This window comes from Campylobacter sp. P0103 (genome assembly GCF_002139545.1).
GTDB lineage: Bacteria > Campylobacterota > Campylobacteria > Campylobacterales > Campylobacteraceae > Campylobacter > Campylobacter devanensis.
Genome location: NZ_MJKG01000004.1, coordinates 18,146 through 38,268, shown reverse-complemented (window position 1 = coordinate 38,268; position 20,123 = coordinate 18,146). Strand labels below are relative to the sequence as shown.

Sequence of the window (20,123 nt, the reverse complement as noted above, 5' to 3'; positions counted from 1 at the left end):
TATTTAGATAGAAATCTCACTAAATAAACTCAAAGCAAAATCATCAAATTTAGCCCCTTTTAAATGGCTTTTACAAAATTCCACAATAACCCCATGATAACGACAAAAAAGCTCATTGTCGCCTATATTACCAATTGCTTTATAAACCTCATCTCTATCGATACCCTCTAGCCACTCCCTAGCCTCTTCATAGCTCTCAAATTCATACCCTAAAGCACTTAAAATCCTATTAGTATAGCTATCTACGACCATCACATCACGCCCGCAACCAAAGCACAAAATAGAATAAACGCTCTCAAGTCCCAAGCCCTTTTGTGCTATGAGCCACTCAAAGCTAACGCTACTAGCAAACTCATCAAAATTACCAAATTTATCTATAATTTTATTACAAAGCATACTAAGCCTTTTGGCTTTGGTATTATAAAATCCGCTTGGCTTGATAAGGTCGCTTAAAACTTCGATATCCAAATTTGCGATATCTGATAGCTCTTTAACCCCATAATCTCTTAAATTGGCTAAAGATTTTTCCACGCTTGACCACTTAGCATTTTGCGTTAAAATAGCACCAACTATAACCCAAAAGCTCCCATAATTTGGCCACCAATGTCTATTTAGCTCAAAGTCAAACTCGCAAACCCCATCAAGTGCCAAAAATAGCTCAACACTTCTCAATATCGTCCTTTATACTTTGCCAAAATTGCTTAGCATTTCTTGCGCTTCTTACGCCCTTACTAGCTGCAAAAGCAAGCGCTTGAGTTTTTAGGCGATTTTTATCTATATCACACTCTTTAAAAAGATTATAAACAATATCCATATACTCATCTACGCTAAGCTCATAAAAGCTAATGTGCAATCCAAATCTATCAGCTAGGCTTAAATTTTCTCTACTATTTTCTTTTTCGACAATATAATTGTCGCTATTTGGGCGGCTTCTTACTAAGTGCTTTAAATTGCTTGTAGCATAAAATATTGCATTACTTGGCGGAGATTCAATCGAGCCTTCTAAGAGGCTTTTAAGCTCAATTAGAGCCTTATCCCCATTTTCAAATCCAAAATCATCACAAAAAATTATAAATTTATACTTTTTCTTATCTCTTATTTTATCAAGAATTTTATGCAAACTTTTTAACTCTCTAGCACTTATCTCGATTAAACGCAGGTTTTTATCCATAAATTTACAAAATATTCCACGCACTAAACTAGACTTTCCACAGCCTCTCTCGCCCCACAAAAGCGCATGATTTATCACTCCGTGCTCAATAAATTTAATTGTATTAAGCTCAAGCTGTTCTATTTGACTTTGCAAATTTACAAAACTATCAAGTTCAATTTTAGCAATATCTCTAACCGGTCTTAACTTGCCATCTCGCACGAGTGCTGCATAGGTATTTCTCCATTTTATTTTCATTAAAATAATCCTATTACTCTAGAGCTATAATCATATTGCGCATATGGATTATTTTTATTTTGATAAATATGTTGAATTAAATTTGACTCGTTTTGCTCAGATTGATGCTTATTACTTTGAGTTTTATCATCATTTTGCTTATCTTGCTTTTGCTCTTTTAGTAATTCATTTTGAATTTCAATCTTAGCATCAATCTCCATATTTGTAGCTGTGGCTGCTACTTGAAGATCAGCTGAGCTTGGCTGGGCTGGTGCTAGGGCTGCTCTTTTGATTTGGGCGGCCTTTTTTAATGTCTCTTCTGGAGTTTTGCCTGGTGATGTATCTATACCAACCTCGCCACCTATAGCATACATCTTATTATCTGGGCCTCTTTGGTAGCTATAACTAGCCCCAGTAGTTAGTCCAGCTCCTGCTGACATGTGAGCAGCTTCATGATTGCGAACCTCTATATCTCGCTTTTGAAGTTCTATTACTTGAAGTTTTTGCTCTTGACTTAGCTCATGTTTATATCTTTTTTTTAACTCTGCTTGAGTTTGATTGTTGTGCTTATGGCTCTCTTGATCACCTGTTTTTGCATCAGCTTGTTGATTATCTACCATATAATTTGGCTGGTAGTATGAAACACTTGAAACCATCATCTATTTTTCCTTAAATAGCTCAAAATTTCAGCCAAGACATCGTCATCATCTTTGCTTGGCGATTTCAAAGCAACTTTTGTTCCAGCAATTTTGGTTAATGTTATATTTTGTTCATAGTTACTAATATGTTTAAATTCTTGTTTAGCGGCCATAATTTTAATAGCAATAATATCTAAAAATTGCTTAGTATAAACATCAAGCTTACCAAATCTATCCTCAATCTCACCACCAATCTCATAAACTTCGCTTACCTCAGTACATTTACTAAGTCGTCTATAAAGTTCAAGTCGTAGCCTATCTTCAGCAATTAATTCACTATTTAAAAATGCATTTACGCTTAGTTTTATATCGACTTGAGTATCGTTTTTATTATCTTTATTTAAAAGTAAATTTATCTCATCTTCAAGCATTTTAAGATATAAAGAGTAGCCAATAGCTTCTATATGACCGCTTTGTGCCTCACCAATTAGATTTCCTCCACCTCTAATTTCTAAATCATGATAAGCTAATAAGGCGCCACTACCTAAGAATGAATTTGATTCTAGTGCTACAAGTCGTTTAATCGCTTCATCGCTTAAACTCTGCCTATCTTCAACCAAAAAGTAGCAAAATCCCTGCTTAGCACCCCTACCAACTCTACCTCGCAACTGATGCAAATCCGCAATACCAAATTTATTAGCTTCATCTATTATTATAGTATTTGCATTTGGTATATGAATTCCACTTTCTACAATACTAGTACAAAGAAGCAAGTCATACTCACCATTAGCAAATTTAATCATCTCATCTTCGCTAGTTTTAGCATCAATTTTACTATGAAGAGTTAAAATTTTTAAAGTCGGCACAATCTGCTTTAGCTCACGCTCAATACTAGGCATATCAGCAATTTTATTATGAAGATAAAAAATTTGCCCAGCACGGCGAATTTCACGCATTATAGCCTCTTTAATTAATCCTTTATCCCACTCTTTAACAAAGGTTCTAACATCTAGCCTATCAAGTGGTGGCGTTGTTAATGTAGAATAGCTTTTTATGCTACTTAGCGCCATATTTAGACTTCGTGGAATTGGGGTTGCTGACATAGATAATATGTGAGAATGCTCACTAAATTCCTTTAGTTTCTCTTTTTGCTTTACGCCAAATTTATGCTCTTCATCGATTATTATCAGTCCTAAATTTGTACTTTGTACACTAAGCAAAGCATGCGTTCCAATTGCTACAAGTGGTTTGCCATTTTGCAAATCAGCTTGCAAGCGTGATTTATCTTTTGTGCTACTAAATCTATCTAGTCGTCTTACATCAATATCAAATTTACTTAGTCTCTCTTGTAAACTTTTGTAGTGCTGAGCACAAAGTAAGGTAGTAGGCACAAAAAATAGCGCTTGAAATCCACTCTTAACACAGGCAAATATCGCATTCATCGCCACTTCAGTTTTACCAAAACCGACATCGCCGCTTAAGAGCATATCCATAACCTTACCGCTTTTTAAATGACTTAAAATGCTATTTATAGCTCTATCTTGGTCACTAGTGTAGCAAAAGCCTGCTTCCATTTGAAATTTAGCAAATTCAGCTGTATTGGCTTCTATTTTAACACCTTCGATTAACTCACGCTTTGCTGCTAAAGCAATAATTTTGTTAGCAATGATAAAGAGTTTTTCTTTGACTTTTTGCTTAAGCTTTGCAAAACTAGCCTTGCCAAGCTTATCTAGGTTAACTACTGCTCCACTTCCAGCGATGTATCTATCTATCATATCAAGATGCTCTGTTGGTAAAAGCAATCTATCATTATTTTGATAAGTTAAAACAACAAATTCTTTGCTACTACCAAGCACTCTTATTAACTCCAGACCAGCAAATTTACCAATTCCATACTCGCTATGAACGACAAAATCTCCAATCTTTAACTCATCTAAAACAATACTAGCCTTGCGTCTTTTTTGACGTGAAATAGGCTGATTTAGGCTAATTATAAGCTCATCTTTGCTTATTAGATTTAGTATTAAGTCGCTTTGAATAAAATTTAAATTTAAATTAATATCAAGCCCCAATGCTCTAAAAGCACTCTCATTAGAGCTTAAAATATCTATTTTTTTATCTTTGTGAAAATTAATTAGTTCATTATTTATCTTGCCTTCAAATGGCCTATATGATTTTGCTAAAGGCAAGATTGTTACCGCCTCAAGAGCGCTTATATCCATCTCGCACTCATCAAAATCTATATCTCCATCACGCACAGCCTCAAACTGTTCTAAATAATTTATAAATCCATCAATTACCCAAAATCCAAACGAATTTAGATCATGCGTAAGAGAATTTGACTCTATATGCTCAGCACTATTTAATGCATTCTTATATTCAGTCTGATCAAGCGCAGCCACATATGGAGTAATAGTGATGCTTTGTTCATCTTTTATACTTTTTTGCGTAGCTGGGTCAAACCTACGAATACTCTCAACTAGATCAATATCAAGCAAAATTCTACACGGCCACTCATCAGCTACGCTATAAATATCAATAATATCTCCGCTAATCCTAATCTCTCCCCTACTTTCGACAATATCAACAAAAGTATATCCATAAGCTAGCATTTCGTTTTTAAAACTATTTAAATCAATTGTATCGGCAAAATTTATATTTTTTACTCTTAATTGATTAGCGCTTGGTAATTTATGTAGGATTGTTCGAAATGGAGTTATTAAAAGTTTATTTGGATTAGAACTTTGCCAAAAGCTGCTTAAAGCTTTACTAATATCTAAAAGCTCACTATTAAACGCCCGTAAATCATCGCCTCTTTTAGCTCTAAAATCAGGCAAAACAAAACACTCACGCCCAGCATAAGTCGCTGCTGCGTAAGCCTTAGAAGCGCTCTTATCGTCGCTTACTATTAATATTTTAAATTTATCCCTATGAGCTTTAAAAAACTCATATATCTTTGCTTGCACCACTTTCCTCTGTGTCAATTATCTCAAAATTCTCTAGCGATTGCATTGAATTTGACTTTTTAAGAGAGCTTTTACCATCAAATTTACCACCATTTTCTATGCTAAAGCTACCTGAACAAATATCACCTAACACAAATCCACCACTTAAAATCTCCACTGAATCCGCATCTACATTTCCTTCAAAAATACCATTTACTACAATTTTATTAGCTGATATTATTCCTGTAACCTTACCATTTTTACCAATTACTACTGTGTTATTTGATTTTATCATACCATCTACATGACCTTCAATATATAAAACTGAACCGCAGGCTAACTCGCCTTTTATATATGCGCCTTCTGATATTATGGTTGTTTCAGAGTTAAATTTGCTACTGCCTTTACCAAAGACTGCCATGTTACTCGCTTCTCCTTTTCAAATATTTCTTCATAGTTTTTTCGACTCCAATTGATAAAATTTATCGGGTCAAGTGGCCGCTGCACAAATCTTATCTCATAGTGCAGATGCGGACCTGTACTTATACCAGTATTTCCACTATAGCCTATTAGCTCGCCCTTTTTAACAAACTGTCCCTCTTTTACCACATCTTTTCTAGATAGATGGGCAAATCTAGTCTTAAAGCCAAAATTATGCTCTAAAACTACTAAATATCCATATCCACCAACTACATTAAATCCCGCCACTTGTACTACTCCATCTGCTGGAGCATACACTGGAGTTCCAATTGGTGCTCTAAGGTCAATTCCTTGGTGAAGATGCTTATGCCCTAACACTGGATGAGTTCGCCAACCAAATGCTGCCGTAATACCGCCATCTTCTATTACCTTGCCATTTGGAATCATTGAAAATATTATATTTTGTTGCTCAACAGTAAGCTTAATCTGCTCTAATCTATCATCAATTGTAGTACTATTTGAGTCATCATTTAACCCGATTTGCTCTTCTAAAAATGAAATTTTATCTTCTATAGCCATCAACTCCTCTTCTTTGGTTGAAAGCTTTTGTTTTATATTTTCATACTCTATATTTAAATTTTTACTACTACTTATTAGCTCCTCTTTAGTCTCTCTTAGAACATTTGTCTCATCTTGCAAATATCCCATATATAGCCCACCAAGAACAAAAATAAGCAATAAAACCGCAATAACATATATAAAAATTCTCTTTAAAACCTGGCTTAATAAATAATTTCTAGAGCCATTGACATCAGTTATAGTAACAACAATCTTATCTTTCAATCTCTTCCTTAATGAAGTTTTCTACTAACATAAATGAACCAAAGACTAAATATTTCTCATTTTCATCTAAATTTGTAAACTCACAACATGTAATACCAAGATCTTTGGCAATTTGAGTTATCTTATGTGTAGCTAATTTTCTACTATAGCTTTTATAATTATAAATATGGATTTTACCAATAAAAGGCTTTAAGCTTAATAAAACGCCAAAGATATCCTTATCATCAAAGGCATTATATATTAAATTTACCTCTCTCCAACCTATATTTTGTAAATTTTGAGCTATAGCCTTAGCAGCGTGAGCGTTATGTCCAACATCAATTATAAGATTTGGCTTTATTTTTTCACATCTGCCACGCAAAGTTAAGGCGCCTAAATTTGATATAATTTGGGCTAAATTCTCTATATTTAAAATATTGGCTGCATTTACTGCTAAACTTAAATTTGCTCTTAAAAATTCTGGTAAATTAAATTTAATAGCATAATTTTGAATCTCTTTAGCATAAATTTCACTTTGCTTTATTAATCTTACACTTTTTTGCTTAGCGACTTGATTTGCTAACTCCATACAGGCAAACTCACTACTAATTAATGCTTGATTTTGCATTGAATTAAGTTTAGTTTTAGCAATTTCTTCTATCGTACTACCAAGCATATCAATGTGATCTAGACCAATAGGGGTAAATATACTAAGAGACTTATCAAAGGCATTTGTCGCATCATATTCTCCGCCCATTCCAGCCTCTAAAATTAAAAAATCATACCCCTCAAAAATTACCCCAGCCATCAATGTTGCCCACTCAAAGTAGCTTAAACTCTCTACTATTTCACTAGTATTATTAAGTAAACTAAAAATCTCTAAAAGTCTATTATGAGCTAAATTTAATCTAAATTTATCAATTTCTTCAAAACTACTATAAAATCTCTCACTAAAATCAAAAATATGCGGACTAGTATAATGTCCAACTTTTTTACCAGTTCCAGCTAAAATTTGAGCTAAAAATCTACCTGTACTTCCCTTGCCATTTGTGCCTACTATATGGATTATAGGTGGTAAATTTAAGTGTAATTTAACTAAATTAAATATCCTAGGAAATCTAGTATAATCAATCTCATCATAATATAATGGCTTTTTATTTAAAAATGCTTCATAATCCATCAAAGTGCTCGTATACAATTTATCCCCTCATTTTTAGCTGTTTGCAACCCTAAATTTACCCTTTGTAGCATCTCATTTTGACTATTGCACTCTGAGCGTGTAGCAATTCCACAACTTGCACTTACTATTATGTGCTCATCTTTATATCTAAATTTACACCCACTAATATCATTTATCATAATTTCAGCTAAGCTATTAGTAGCATTTTTATCTAAATTACCTACCAAAATCACAAACTCATCCGTATTTGTTCTAGCTATAAACTCTCCATTTACACAACGATTTTGTACGATTTTAGCCATTGTAGATAAAATTGCATCTTTGGCATTTGCTCCATATTTTGCCTTGATTTCATCTAGTAAATTTATCCCAATAGCTACAATGCTATAATCAACACCATACTTTACTCTAGCCTCTTCGATATTAGCAAGTTCTATCTCAAAGCTATTTTTATTATTAACTCCTGTTAGCTCATCGGTCTTACTTTGCTCAATCATCTCTTCAAGCTCTTTTATACGCTCTTTTAATCCATTAATTATCTTGCTATCATCGCTAAGCTTTAACCCCATAGCCGAAATTTCACTACGAAGTGAATTTGATGTATTTTGTAGTTTTTGTCTAATAGCATTATATTCATCATAGCTAGTTATGCTATTTATCTCAAAAATCGCACCATCAAGACTGCTGCCATTATCTAAAAGAGTATTAGCAAAATCTTGAATTTGTTTATTTAAATTGTTTAAAATCTCATCTAAGGCGCTAATTTTTTGTTTTATCTCATTTTGGTCTAATCTTACACGCTTTAAAATACATTTTTTAATATCTTCTTCCATAGCTTGACTAGTTAATAAAGCAGGATTAGATCTTAAATGCTCACTTACTCTAGCTATATCATCATCTGCACCAGGCGCAATAGATGGTACAAGAGCAGCAATTAATAACTCGCAGTAAGATAGATATTCTAAATTTTTCTCTTTAGTTTTATATTTAAATTTCTCAATTTTAGAAATTATGGTTTCTATATCATCACTTTGTTTGATTCCATATTTTTCAAGTCGCTTGATGTAATTAGTATCAAAATGGCTAACAAACTCAAACCATCGGTCTCTGATTAAATTTAAATTCTCAACATTAATTGTTCCATCTAGCATAGAATAGCTTGAATTAGCTAGTTCTTTAGCCTTATTATTGTGCATTAAATTTATAGCATGCAACACTCGTTTTAAAAGCATTGTTTGGGCTTGACTGATTTTAGCTATATTATTTAGATTAGCACGATTTAACCTAAAACAGATAAAAGCAAAAAGCTCATCAATGCTTTTTACATTTATCTTTTTTATCTCATCTTGGTAACTCTTATCTAAGCGAGCAATATAGCCTTCAAGTCTCTTGCACTCATTTGCACTCAGCCCTCGCCTAGCTGCAGCCGCACAAAATAACTCATGATAGTTATCTGGAGTTAGAATAATATTCTTATCACTCGCCTCCTTAAATACATCTTTGATAACCTCAGAGATTAGGCTTGCCATTTAAAAGACCTTGCATAGCTAGCTTACTTACAAACTCGTCAAAACACTGCAAAGATGCATTTGTAATAGCATCAAATCTCTCATTATCGCTAATAACACTATCGGTAAATCTTCTATCATTTAGTCGCTTTGTAACTCTAAAATCATAATCTCCGCTAGTTAAAATACTCTTTATTGAGCCATCTTTTTGCTTTAATCTATATTCCATTACTAAATTTGCTTTATATGCTGTAGCATATCCAAATTGATCATATGATATAGCTGAAAATGTAAGCGATTTAATAGAAGCTATTATTATGCTATCAGCCTCATTTTTATCTACTAAATTTACACCTAAGCGCCTAAGCATTGCTGATTTTATACCATCTTTGATAACCACAGTACTCTCAGGATCAGTTTTACTAATTATCACATCAACCCAAACACTGCTGCCTATAGCATCTCTAGCTGCCACGCTAGATGGTTTGTAGCCACAACCTGCGATAAAAAACGCTAGCAATAAAATGGCAATTAATCTCACTCTATCCCTTTATGACGATATTTACAAGCTTATTTGGCACATAAATTTCTTTTATAATCTCAGATGAGCCAATCCACTTAGATACAGCGATTTTGGCTTGATTTATGATCTCTTGATCGCTTAAACTCTTATCTATCTCTATCTCGGCTCGTCTTTTGCCATTTATAGTGATAGCTAAATTTATAGTATCACTCTCAAAAACTTCACTTTTAAGCTCGATTTTTCTAAGATTTTTAAGCCCAAATAGCTCGCTACTAAGCTCCCAAGAGACATGCGGGATAATAGGCTCAAGCAAACTTAAAATTATATAATACCCCTCCGTCCATATATCTTTGTTTTGTTGAGCATTTAAGGCATTTAGAGCCTCCATACAAGCAGCAATTAAGGTATTAAATGTAAAGCTACTCTCAAAAACCTCGCTTGATTTTTTAAGCGCTTCATAGACTTTTAGCCTTGCGTATTTCTCATCTTTGTTTAAATTTGAGTGATTTATAGATGGGATTTGCTCTGTTTTATAGGCATTTACACTTCTATCATAAAGTCTATTTATAAACTTAAAAGCACCCTCAACAGCGCTATCATTCCATTCAAGCTCCTTTTGCGGTGGGGCTGCAAAAAGTATAAATAGCCTTGCAGTATCAGCACCATATCTATTTATAATCTCATCTGGATCAACCGTATTTCCCTTGCTTTTGCTCATCTTAGCGCCATCTTTTAAGACCATACCTTGAGTTAATAAACTAGCAAAAGGCTCACTATCACGCAAATAGCCAAGATCTCTTAAAACCTTTTGAAAAAATCTAGCGTATAAAAGATGAAGTATAGCATGTTCTATCCCACCGATATATTGATCTACACTCATCCAATAATCAACACTTTTTTTATCAAAGGCTACTTTTTCCCAAGTTTTCTCATCACTTGCATATCTAGCAAAATACCAGCTACTTTCAAAAAATGTATCCATAGTATCGGTTTCTCTTTTAGCTTCACCACCGCATTTAGGGCATTTACACTTTTTGAAATTTGGATGCTTGTCTAGCGGATTTCCCTCACCTGTGATACTCACATCTTCAGGCAATAAAACAGGTAAATTCTCAATACTCTCGCACACAACTCCGCATTTATCACAATGCACTATAGGGATCGGCGCACCCCAATATCTCTGTCTAGAGATACCCCAATCTCTTAATTTGTAGTTTGTAACCTCTTTACCGCTACTGCTATTTTCAAAGTAATTTATGATAGTTTTATTGGCCTCATCATAATCCATATTATTTATCATATCTGAATTTATATGCTTGCCACTCTTTTGAGTATATGGCAACTCATCGCACTCTATTATCTTTTTAATAGGTAGATTAAATTTAATAGCAAACTCATAATCCCTCTCATCATGAGCAGGCACCGCCATCAAAGCCCCATGACCATACTCAGCCAAGACGAAATTCGCACACCATATCGGCACTAGCTCTTTAGTTATCGGATGGATAGCATTAATGCCTAGATAGACCCCATCTTTATCGGCTATTTGGCGCTCTTTTGGACTTTGATTTAGCATAAATTTGATCTTATCTTTTATCTCTTTTGGGGTATTATCACTATTTAAAATCTTTTTTGTAAGGCTATGCTCTGGCGCTAAAGCACAATAACTAACTCCATAAATAGTATCAGCCCTAGTAGTAAAGACCATAAATCCATCTTCACTAGCAATCTCCTTGCTACGATCATCAAGCTTAAATTCAAACTCAAGCCCACTACTTTTACCTATCCAATTTTCTTGCATAGTTATAACTTGATTTGGCCATTTGCCATCTAAATCTTTTAAACACTCCAAAAGCTCATTAGCATAATCTGTGATTTTCAGATAATATCCTGGCATCTCTTTTTGAACTACTTCATGCCCACATCTCCAACATTTGCCATCTTCTACTTGCTCATTTGCCAAAACTGTTTGGTCATTTTCACACCAATTTACCACAGCGGATTTGCGATATACTAAGCCTTTTTCATACATTTTTATGAAAAACTCTTGCTCCCATCTTGTGTATAGTGGATCGCTAGTAGCTAATAAGCGATTTTTAGAAAAGCTTAACCCCAAGGTATCAAGCTCTTTTATCATATATTCTATATTTTCATATGTCCATTTTTTAGGATGAATTTTATGCTTTATAGCAGCATTTTCTGCTGGCATACCAAAGCTATCAAAACCCATTGGTTGAAGGACATTAAACCCCATATTTCTATAATACCTAGATAGGGCATCACCTATAGCGTAGTTTCGCACATGCCCCATGTGAAGTCTGCCACTAGGATATGGAAACATAGATAAAATATATTTTTTAGGCAAGCTATAATCATCTTTTGGCTCGCTATAACCACTATCTCTCCAAGTAGTTTGCCATTTATACTCTATATCTTTAGCTACATATTGCATTATCTATCCTTAAAATTCATCTCTAGTTTTATACGCTTCTATCAATATCAAAATAATAGAAAATATATTTGCCAAAATCGCACCTATAACTAGCGTATATACCATACTTTGGCTATAGCCAGTTATTAGTAATACAAAAGCAGGAATTAGGTGTAAATCAGCCACCAATGAACTAGCAAAAAGCTCCGCTGCGAGCAAATTTCTTACCCCTACTTTCAATAGAGTTGAGATTAAATTTATACTAGCAGCGATAAACAGAGCCACAGCACTATCTTCAAATAAAAACCCAGCCGTAGTAGTCAAGCTCATAAGCGCAAAAAATGTAAATATAACCTTACCCCAATCCATATAAACTCCTTATAATCTACCTTTTTCATACATAGCGCGAATTTTCTCTTTCTCTTTTTTTCTTAGCTCCTTAGCAGCAATCAAAGCTCTATAACCCTCAACACTAAATCTAAACCAACTTAGCATAGGTGCTGCTATAAAAACCGAGCTTAGAGTGCCGATTAAAATTCCAATTATCATAATAGTAGAAAATCCATGTATCATATCTCCACCATAGAAAAATAGCGTAATCACCGCTAAAAGCGTAGTCACAGAAGTCATCAAAGTCCTAGAAAGAGTAAGCGATACAGACTCATTAATTACCCCAAATAACTCTATAAATTTACTCTCTCTAATCCTCTCTCTAATCCTATCAAATATAATAATAGTATCATTTAGCGAGTATCCTAAAACAGTTAAAACCGCCGCTAAGGTATCTAAATTCACATCAATACTAAGCAAACTAATAGCCCCAAGTACGATAACTACATCGTGAATTTCACTAAATATAGCTGCTATTGCAAATCTCCACTCAAACCTAATACCGATATAAACAAGTATCAAAATAAGCGAAACCGCAATAGCCATTATACCTTTTTGCCTTAATTCACTACCGATTTTTGGCCCTACTACATCAACTCGGCGAATCTCAAATTCCCCACTACCTTTAAGCATATCAGCCACAAAATCCCCAGGATTATTGCCCAAACTATCACTAGTTGTGGTATATCTAATGGTGATTTCGCTAGCTGAACCAAACTCTGTGATACTAGCATTTTTCAAAATTTCATTAGTGGCAAATTTCTGCCTAATCAAATCTATTGGCGCATCCTTATCATGATATTTAACCTGAATTAGCGTCCCACCAGCAAAGTCAATCCCATAATTTAACCCCTTGGTAAATAAAAGCGCAATAGAGCCAAAAAACAGCACACCACTAAGAGCAAACATCACCCATCTAATGCTCATAAAATTATATATTTTACCCTTATCAAATATCTGCATTTTAGCCCCTTTTAATCCTATAACCAAACCACAGCACGCTACTACCCTTTTCTATCTTGCGACTTAAAAACTCAAACATCCCATGAGTACCTAAAATTGCCGTAAGCATAGAGGCTACAATACCTATACTCATAGTTACAGCAAAGCCCTTTACAGGTCCAGTGCCATAAGCATATAGAGCAGCTGAAGTTATAAGCGTGGTTAAATTCGAATCCACGATAGCACTCATAGCGTTTTGATAGCCCTTTTGGATACAAGTGTGGATATTGTGACCCTCTTTTAAAAGCTCTCTAATACGCTCATTTATAATCACATTGGCATCCACGGCCATACCGATAGTAAGCAAAATACCAGCCATACCAGGAAGTGTAAGTGTCGCACCAAATAGAGCCATAACCGCTATAAGTAGCACTATATTAACAACCAAAGCGATATTAGCCAAAACTCCAGCTAGACCATACACCATAACCATAAATATCAAAACCAAAATAGCACCCACAGATAGCGCCACCATACTTTGATCGATACTTTGCTGACCTAGACTTGGGCCTATGCTTCTTTTCTCTTCTAAATTCACAGGAGCTATCAATGCCCCGCTTCTTAAAGCTATAGCCACATCTCTAGCCTCTTCTACACTAAATCCACCACTTATCTGACCGCTTCCACCACCGATTCTCTCATTAATAGATGGAGCTGAATATACTCTATTATCTAATACTATAGCAAGTCTTTTACCTACATTTGCCCCAGTAAAATCCCCGAATATCTTAGCACCTTGAGCATTTAGAGTAAAATTTATAATTGGCATATTTGTTTGATTATCAAATGCCACCTTAGCATCTACTAGCATACTACCATCTAAAACAGGAATTTCATTAACTAAATACTTATATCTTGGATTTCTAGCATCGCTTAATAGTAGATCTCCATAAGCTGAGGCCTCATCTTCGTTCATAGTTTGAGCCATATCTTGGCGTTTTTCATCCACTGCCATGAGCTGTAAATGCGCTGATTTGGCTATCAAATCCATAGCTCTTTGCTCATCGGCTGCATTTTTAATACCAGGAAGTTCAACTAAAATTTTATCCTCACCTTGCTTAATCACCGTAGGCTCAGCCAAGCCAAACTGATCTAAGCGATTTCTGATAGTCTCTACTGCTTGATCTACTGCGTATTTGGCTGTGTCGATCTTCTCTTGCGGGGTGAGTAAAATTCTGTAATTTAGCTCATCTTTTTGAATTTCAATACCACTGATTTTAGATAAAATTCCATCTAATTTCTTGATATCATCACTATCTAAAAGAGCTATACTAATCCCGCTCTCATCGGCTTTTAATCTATCTACTAAGATATCATTTTTATCAGTATCGTATTTGATAGCTGAAGCTATTGATTTGATTTTGGATATTAAGGCTGCGTCTGTTTGGACGCTTAATAGCATATATAAACCACCTTGTAAATCAAGCCCTAGGCTTACCTTTTTACCATTTTGACTATCAGTAAAGCTTGGTATAGAAAAAAATATACCAAACACTAAAGCAAGGATAAAAACTATAAGCCTATAAGTTACCCTACTTCTCATCACTTGACTCTATTTTGTCTAATTTTTTGGCGACAAAATTTCTATCAATGCGGACAATTACATCATCATTAAGTTTAACTTTGATAAAATCATCTTCTGGTTTTATCACTTCGCATACTAAGCCTCCATTTGTGATGATTTTATCACCTTTTTGGAGATTTGCTAGCATATTTTTATGCTCACGCTGCTGCTTTTGCTGTGGTCTAATAACCAAAAAATAGAATATTGCAAACAATACAACAAGAGGTAATAATGAAGTTAGCATTGAATTTTCTGCCATGTAAATCCTTTAAGAAAAAATTAGTTGCCTATTTTACATTAAAATTTATAATAAAAGGCTTTATGATCTCTATTTTGCTATCCCTTTTTATATTTTTGGATCTACTAAATTTAAAATACATAGCAAATTTAGGCCTTTTAAGTGCGATTATAGGCTTATATATCCTTTTAAAAAGCGATAGAAAAATTTGGTTTTGGAGTGGGTTTTTTATCGGATTATTTTGGTTTTATTGGATTAGTTTTAGTTTGATTTATTATAATTTTGACTATCTTATACCTATTGAAATTTTGGGAATTTGTTTAATATATGGCTTTATATTTTTAGCTATTAGTTGGCTAGAGAGTATCTATATCAAGGCTATTTTCTTGCTATTTGCTAGTTATGTGGCACCTTTTGGCTTTGATTGGTTGAATTTTGAATTGATATTTGTCGATACGATTTTTAAGCCTACTATTTATACTCTTGCTTTGGTGCTTATATCTATAATTATAGCTATTAAATTTAATATATATATTGGTATCTCATTGCTTATTTGCTCTTTAGCGATTAATTACAACTATAAAACTGAGTCTAAAAGCCTTCCTTTTGATATCTCACTTATTAGCACAAATATTAGTCAAGATAAAATCTGGGAACGCTCTATAAAAGATAAAATTGTAAAAAGCAATCTTGATATGATTGATCAAGCTATAAGCGATGGCTCTAGAATTGTGGTTTTACCTGAGAGTTCATTTCCACTATTTTTAGATCATAGTGAAATTTTACTTAGCGTTTTAAAACAAAAATCATATCAAATCGCCATCGTAGCTGGAGCTCTAGGAGCTAATAATAATAAGATATACAATTCAACCTATCTTTTTGATAAAGGGGAAATAAAAAGACTTGACAAGCTAATATTAGTGCCATTTGGTGAAGAGATACCACTTCCAAATTTGATTAAAAATTTAATAAATGAGATATTCTTTGATTCAGCCGTAGATTATAGTCATGCTAATAGCGTAAGTGATTATGAGATAGATGGAGTCAAGATACGAAATGCTATCTGCTATGAAGCTACCAAAGATGAGCTATTTAAGGATAATCCTAAATTTATGATAGCTATTAGCAATAATGCGTGGTTTAGCCCATCTACTCAGCCAAATTTACAAAGCAAACTACTAAAACTAAAAGCATATAAATACAAAACCACAATCTATCATAGTATAAATGGAAGCCCAAGCCAGATGATTACTCCATAAATGTTACTATAAGTAACTTTTAATTACTATTTTATAATTTTTATTTTATAATTAAATTTTAATAATTTAAATTTTTTATATAGCAAACATAATTAAATTTGGCAAAAAGTTTTGGTTGATATAGATTTAATGAGCAGTGTTGCAGCGATTAAAGATCTATTTGTAGTGGTTGAAAGTCAAGTAAAACTTGGTGGTATCTATGAAGTTGTTGAAAATAATGAGATTGAATTTGGTATAAAAGGCGACTACCAAACAACTGGTATAGAAGATTATGATAACATACTTAACTATGGTGTATATGTAGGATATAACTATAAATTTTAATAAAATGGGCGAAGAAACTCGCCCTAATTTATACTTAAATTTACTCTAAATCTATCTAAATTTACAATTATGCACCAAGATATCTTTTGCGAATTTCATCATTGCCTATCATATCTTTTGATACACCTTCCATAACGATATGGCCATTTTCTAATACATAGGTATAATCACTAGTTTTAAGGGCTAAAAATGCATTTTGCTCAACCAATAATATAGTAATACCCTCTTCTTTAAGCCTCTCAATAATATCAAAAACCTCGCCTACAATCTTAGGAGCAAGGCCAAGGCTAGGCTCATCAAGCATTAAAAGCTTTGGCTCACTCATTAAAGCTCTAGATATAGCTAACATTTGAGCCTCTCCACCGCTTAGAGTTCCAGCAAGTTGATCACGCTTTTGCTTAAGCCTTGGAAATAGATCATACATAGTCTCTTTTAAATGCTCATAGTTTTCATCATTATTAAAAGCACCCATTTTAAGATTTTCTTCTACGCTTAGATTTATAAAAACTCTTCTGCCCTCTGGCACTAAGGCTATACCTTGCTTTACGATTGTGTGAGTCTTGTGTCTGCTAGTATCATAGCCTAAAAAATTTATCTCACCACTTCTTTTGACTGAATTTATAAGCGCATTTAGAGTGCTAGTTTTGCCTGCGCCATTTGAGCCGATTAAGCTTACTATTTGACCAGTTTGCACAGAAAAGCTAATCCCCTTTACAGCCTCAATCATTCCATAATATACATGCAAATTTCTAACATCTATCATTGTATAAAATCCCCTAAATAAGCACTTATAACATCTTCGTGTTTTACCGCATCAGCTGGCGAGCCAGTAAAAATCACCCTACCATAATCAAGCACCAAAACCCTATCGCAAAGATGATTTACAAATTTCATATCATGCTCAATTAATAAAATAGATAACCCATCAGTAGCCCTAAGATCAAATATCAAATTTGCTAACTCATCAGTCTCGCTAGGATTCATACCAGCTGCTGGTTCATCTAGTAAAAGTAGTTTTGGATTAGTTGCTAACGCTCTTGCTATCTCTACTTTGCGCTGCGTTCCGTAACTTAAGTTTTTAGCAAATTCATTAGCATATCTAGCAATACCTAAACGCTCTAAAATTGCCATAGCGCGCTCTTTGGCTATTCTTTCAGATTTAGCAAATCTACCAAGATGCAAACAAGCTTCTAAAAAACTATATCTTGTTGAGCTATTTAAGCCGATTAATACATTTTCTAAGACAGTAAGAGAACCAAAAAGACGAATATTTTGAAATGTTCTAGCAATACCTAAATTTACAATTTTATTTGGCTTAATTCCATTTAATCTTTTGCCATCAAATTTGATCTCACCACTGCTTGGCTCATAGGCTCCAGTAATTATATTAAACATAGTAGTTTTTCCAGCCCCATTAGGCCCAATAAGCCCAAAAATCTCTCCACTTTTTACACCAAAGCTAGTCTCTTTGATAGCCTCTACACCACCAAAATTTTTACAAATTTTACTTAGTTCTAATATCATTTGCGTCTACCTCTAAATAGATCCCCTAGCTCCATCTGCCCCATAATACCCTTTCTAGCAAACAGCATTACAAAGATTAATACTAATGAGAATACAACCATTCTAAGCCCTGGGTAAGCCTCAGTTTGATAGCCAAAGATATTCATAGGCTCATCTAAAAATCTTAGCCACTCACTACCACCAATTACTAACACTGTACCAATAATAGCTCCAGTAGTACTACCAAGTCCACCAAGCACTATGATAATAAGCAGTAAGAATGTAAACATAAATGTAAATTGATCAGGACTAACACTACCTAATAATCCAACTAGTAAAGCTCCACCCATACCTTCAAAAAATGCACTTACACAAAACGCTGTAGTCTTAGTAGCAAAGGTATTAATCCCCATAGCCATAGCTGCGTCTTCATCATCTCTTACGGCTTTCATAGCACGGCCAAATTTAGAATATACTAAATTTAAAATTACAACAGTAGCAAAAATAGCTAGTCCACCACTATAAAAAATATTTGTAAAGCGACTTAAATCTCCATTACTATCAACTCTCATAACCTCATTTAAGCCAATTGAACCATTTGTAAAGGCAGGGAAATTTACAGCTAAAAGTTGAATTATAAAACCAAACCCCAAAGTAACAATAGCCAAATAATCACCCCTAACTCTAAATACAGGCATAGCAAGCAGTAAAGCTAAAAGTGTAGCACAAACACCACTGACAAACATTGCTAAAATAAAATTACTAGTATAAATAGCTAAGATAATATTTGATGGCTCAGCTGCATCAAATTGATATAGCTTAGAATCAGCATTAAGAAGCAAAATAGCCGCCACATAAGCCCCAACAGCCACAAACCCATTTGGCTCAAGACTAAATTGTCCAGTAACTCCATTTATAAGATTATAGCTAATAGCAAGAGTAATAAATATAGCAATATTATTTACAATTCCTAAACTATACTCGCCTAGATACGCATCACAGAAAAATAAAAACCCAATTGCTAAAATAATAGCTAACCAAAATTTAAATCTACTTGCCATCTAAAACCTACTCTTTTCAAAATTATATCCCAAAATTCCAGTTGGTTTAAATAGTAAAACCAAAATCAAAAAGATAAATGCAAAAGCATCTTTAAACCCTGCAAGATCTGGAAATAGTGCCACAGCTACAACCTCTGTAAATCCAATAATAAATCCGCCAAGCACAGCTCCGCCAACGCTACCAATACCGCCAAGCACCGCAGCGGCAAAAGCCTTAAGCCCAATTAATACGCCCATTAATGGATCGATACTAGGATAATTAATAGCCCAAAATACACCGCCAATGGCAGCAAGAGATGAGCCAAGTCCAAAAACAATAGATATGATTAAATTTGCATCAATTCCCATTAAATTAACTGTACTAATATCAAAAGCAAGCGCTCTAATTGCTATGCCATATTTTGTTTTATAAAGCACATACAACACTATCATTAATAAAAATATTGTAATTACTGGTACAAAAATAGCACTAACTGGCAATGTAATCGCACCAATACTTACTACTTGTTCAAAAAACTCAGGTACATTAAATGATCTAGGTGTGCCACCAAACACTACTTGAAACACATTTTCAAGTAAAAAACTAATACCAATAGCTGTAATTAATAGTGAAATTCTAGGAGCTGAGCGAAGTGGTTTATAAGCAATCTTATCAGTACAAACACCAAGAAGTGCCGATACAACAACTGCAAAAAGTAAAGCAAATCCAAAAGGAAGCGCCATACTAGTCATACAAAACAAAGCCACATATGCCCCAACCATCATAATATCGCCATGAGCAAAATTAATAAGCCTTAAAACACCATAAACCATAGTATAGCCAATAGCTATCAAAGCATACATGGATCCAAGACTAAAACCATTTACCATCTGCTGTAAAAATAGAGTAATATCCATAAATTTCCTTCTACATAAACCTAATATTGTG

The 20,123-nt window shown here is 34.0% G+C and carries 20 protein-coding genes; 2 read left to right on the top strand and 18 right to left on the bottom strand.

Features of this window, described 5'->3' with window-relative positions:
• Positions 1–3: 3 nt before the first annotated feature.
• The 14 genes from CIGNP103_RS05360 to yajC are packed head-to-tail and all read right to left on the bottom strand — an operon-like array spanning position 4 to position 15,069.
• A complete protein-coding gene (locus CIGNP103_RS05360; protein WP_086268713.1) occupies positions 4–672 on the bottom strand; it encodes a 3-methyladenine DNA glycosylase in 669 nt (222 codons plus the stop codon).
• Entirely contained in the window at positions 659–1,408 is a 750-nt protein-coding gene (locus CIGNP103_RS05355; RefSeq protein ID WP_086234667.1) for a DUF815 domain-containing protein, read from the bottom strand. The genes CIGNP103_RS05360 and CIGNP103_RS05355 overlap by 14 nt, the downstream gene beginning before the upstream one ends.
• On the bottom strand, positions 1,408–2,046 hold the full coding sequence (locus CIGNP103_RS05350) for a putative metalloprotease CJM1_0395 family protein (protein ID WP_086232738.1): 639 nt from the start codon (positions 2,044–2,046) through the stop codon (positions 1,408–1,410). Before CIGNP103_RS05350 ends, CIGNP103_RS05355 begins: the two co-directional genes overlap by 1 nt.
• A complete protein-coding gene (mfd, locus tag CIGNP103_RS05345) occupies positions 2,043–4,991 on the bottom strand; it encodes a transcription-repair coupling factor (protein ID WP_086268712.1) in 2,949 nt (982 codons plus the stop codon). The genes CIGNP103_RS05350 and mfd overlap by 4 nt, the downstream gene beginning before the upstream one ends.
• Positions 4,972–5,391, bottom strand: coding sequence for a bactofilin family protein (locus CIGNP103_RS05340; RefSeq protein ID WP_086224802.1), 420 nt, complete (start codon positions 5,389–5,391; stop codon positions 4,972–4,974). The genes mfd and CIGNP103_RS05340 overlap by 20 nt, the downstream gene beginning before the upstream one ends.
• The gene (locus tag CIGNP103_RS05335) at positions 5,340–6,233 is read right to left on the bottom strand and encodes a M23 family metallopeptidase (protein ID WP_086268711.1); all 894 of its coding nucleotides are present in this window, start codon (positions 6,231–6,233) and stop codon (positions 5,340–5,342) included. Before CIGNP103_RS05335 ends, CIGNP103_RS05340 begins: the two co-directional genes overlap by 52 nt.
• Positions 6,223–7,392, bottom strand: coding sequence for a Mur ligase family protein (locus CIGNP103_RS05330; protein WP_086268710.1), 1,170 nt, complete (start codon positions 7,390–7,392; stop codon positions 6,223–6,225). Before CIGNP103_RS05330 ends, CIGNP103_RS05335 begins: the two co-directional genes overlap by 11 nt.
• The gene (locus tag CIGNP103_RS05325; protein WP_086268709.1) at positions 7,392–8,921 is read right to left on the bottom strand and encodes a diguanylate cyclase domain-containing protein; all 1,530 of its coding nucleotides are present in this window, start codon (positions 8,919–8,921) and stop codon (positions 7,392–7,394) included. Before CIGNP103_RS05325 ends, CIGNP103_RS05330 begins: the two co-directional genes overlap by 1 nt.
• On the bottom strand, positions 8,902–9,441 hold the full coding sequence (gene lptE / locus CIGNP103_RS05320; RefSeq protein WP_086244194.1) for an LPS assembly lipoprotein LptE: 540 nt from the start codon (positions 9,439–9,441) through the stop codon (positions 8,902–8,904). The genes CIGNP103_RS05325 and lptE overlap by 20 nt, the downstream gene beginning before the upstream one ends.
• A gap of 1 nt (position 9,442) precedes the next feature.
• The gene (gene leuS, locus CIGNP103_RS05315; RefSeq protein ID WP_086252350.1) at positions 9,443–11,875 is read right to left on the bottom strand and encodes a leucine--tRNA ligase; all 2,433 of its coding nucleotides are present in this window, start codon (positions 11,873–11,875) and stop codon (positions 9,443–9,445) included.
• 9 nt (positions 11,876–11,884) lie between these two features.
• Positions 11,885–12,223 (bottom strand): DUF6394 family protein, encoded by a 339-nt coding sequence (locus CIGNP103_RS05310; RefSeq protein WP_086226273.1) that lies wholly within the window; start codon positions 12,221–12,223, stop codon positions 11,885–11,887.
• Between the two features lie 9 nt (positions 12,224–12,232).
• A complete protein-coding gene (gene secF, locus CIGNP103_RS05305) occupies positions 12,233–13,207 on the bottom strand; it encodes a protein translocase subunit SecF (protein WP_086252349.1) in 975 nt (324 codons plus the stop codon).
• Position 13,208: 1 nt separating this feature from the next.
• Complete coding sequence (secD, locus tag CIGNP103_RS05300; protein ID WP_086242720.1) at positions 13,209–14,792, bottom strand: protein translocase subunit SecD; 1,584 nt, start codon at positions 14,790–14,792, stop codon at positions 13,209–13,211.
• The gene (gene yajC / locus CIGNP103_RS05295; protein WP_086226277.1) at positions 14,779–15,069 is read right to left on the bottom strand and encodes a preprotein translocase subunit YajC; all 291 of its coding nucleotides are present in this window, start codon (positions 15,067–15,069) and stop codon (positions 14,779–14,781) included. Before yajC ends, secD begins: the two co-directional genes overlap by 14 nt.
• Here yajC and CIGNP103_RS05290 point away from each other — a divergent pair.
• Positions 15,042–16,307 carry an apolipoprotein N-acyltransferase gene (locus tag CIGNP103_RS05290; RefSeq protein WP_086252348.1) on the top strand — a complete coding sequence of 422 codons (1,266 nt, stop codon included), beginning with the start codon at positions 15,042–15,044 and terminating at the stop codon, positions 16,305–16,307. The two genes, yajC and CIGNP103_RS05290, sit on opposite strands and share 28 nt — an antisense overlap.
• Positions 16,308–16,418: 111 nt before the next feature.
• On the top strand, positions 16,419–16,631 hold the full coding sequence (locus tag CIGNP103_RS05285; RefSeq protein ID WP_086252347.1) for a hypothetical protein: 213 nt from the start codon (positions 16,419–16,421) through the stop codon (positions 16,629–16,631).
• Between the two features lie 67 nt (positions 16,632–16,698).
• Here CIGNP103_RS05285 and CIGNP103_RS05280 read toward each other — a convergent pair whose 3' ends face one another.
• The 4 genes from CIGNP103_RS05280 to CIGNP103_RS05265 are packed head-to-tail and all read right to left on the bottom strand — an operon-like array spanning position 16,699 to position 20,092.
• Positions 16,699–17,394 carry an ABC transporter ATP-binding protein gene (locus CIGNP103_RS05280; RefSeq protein WP_086224814.1) on the bottom strand — a complete coding sequence of 232 codons (696 nt, stop codon included), beginning with the start codon at positions 17,392–17,394 and terminating at the stop codon, positions 16,699–16,701.
• The gene (locus CIGNP103_RS05275) at positions 17,391–18,155 is read right to left on the bottom strand and encodes an ABC transporter ATP-binding protein (protein WP_086252346.1); all 765 of its coding nucleotides are present in this window, start codon (positions 18,153–18,155) and stop codon (positions 17,391–17,393) included. The genes CIGNP103_RS05280 and CIGNP103_RS05275 overlap by 4 nt, the downstream gene beginning before the upstream one ends.
• On the bottom strand, positions 18,152–19,195 hold the full coding sequence (locus CIGNP103_RS05270; RefSeq protein WP_086252345.1) for a branched-chain amino acid ABC transporter permease: 1,044 nt from the start codon (positions 19,193–19,195) through the stop codon (positions 18,152–18,154). Before CIGNP103_RS05270 ends, CIGNP103_RS05275 begins: the two co-directional genes overlap by 4 nt.
• Positions 19,196–20,092, bottom strand: a complete 897-nt coding sequence (locus tag CIGNP103_RS05265; protein ID WP_086224817.1) for a branched-chain amino acid ABC transporter permease — start codon at positions 20,090–20,092, stop codon at positions 19,196–19,198.
• Between the last annotated feature and the right edge of the window lie 31 nt (positions 20,093–20,123).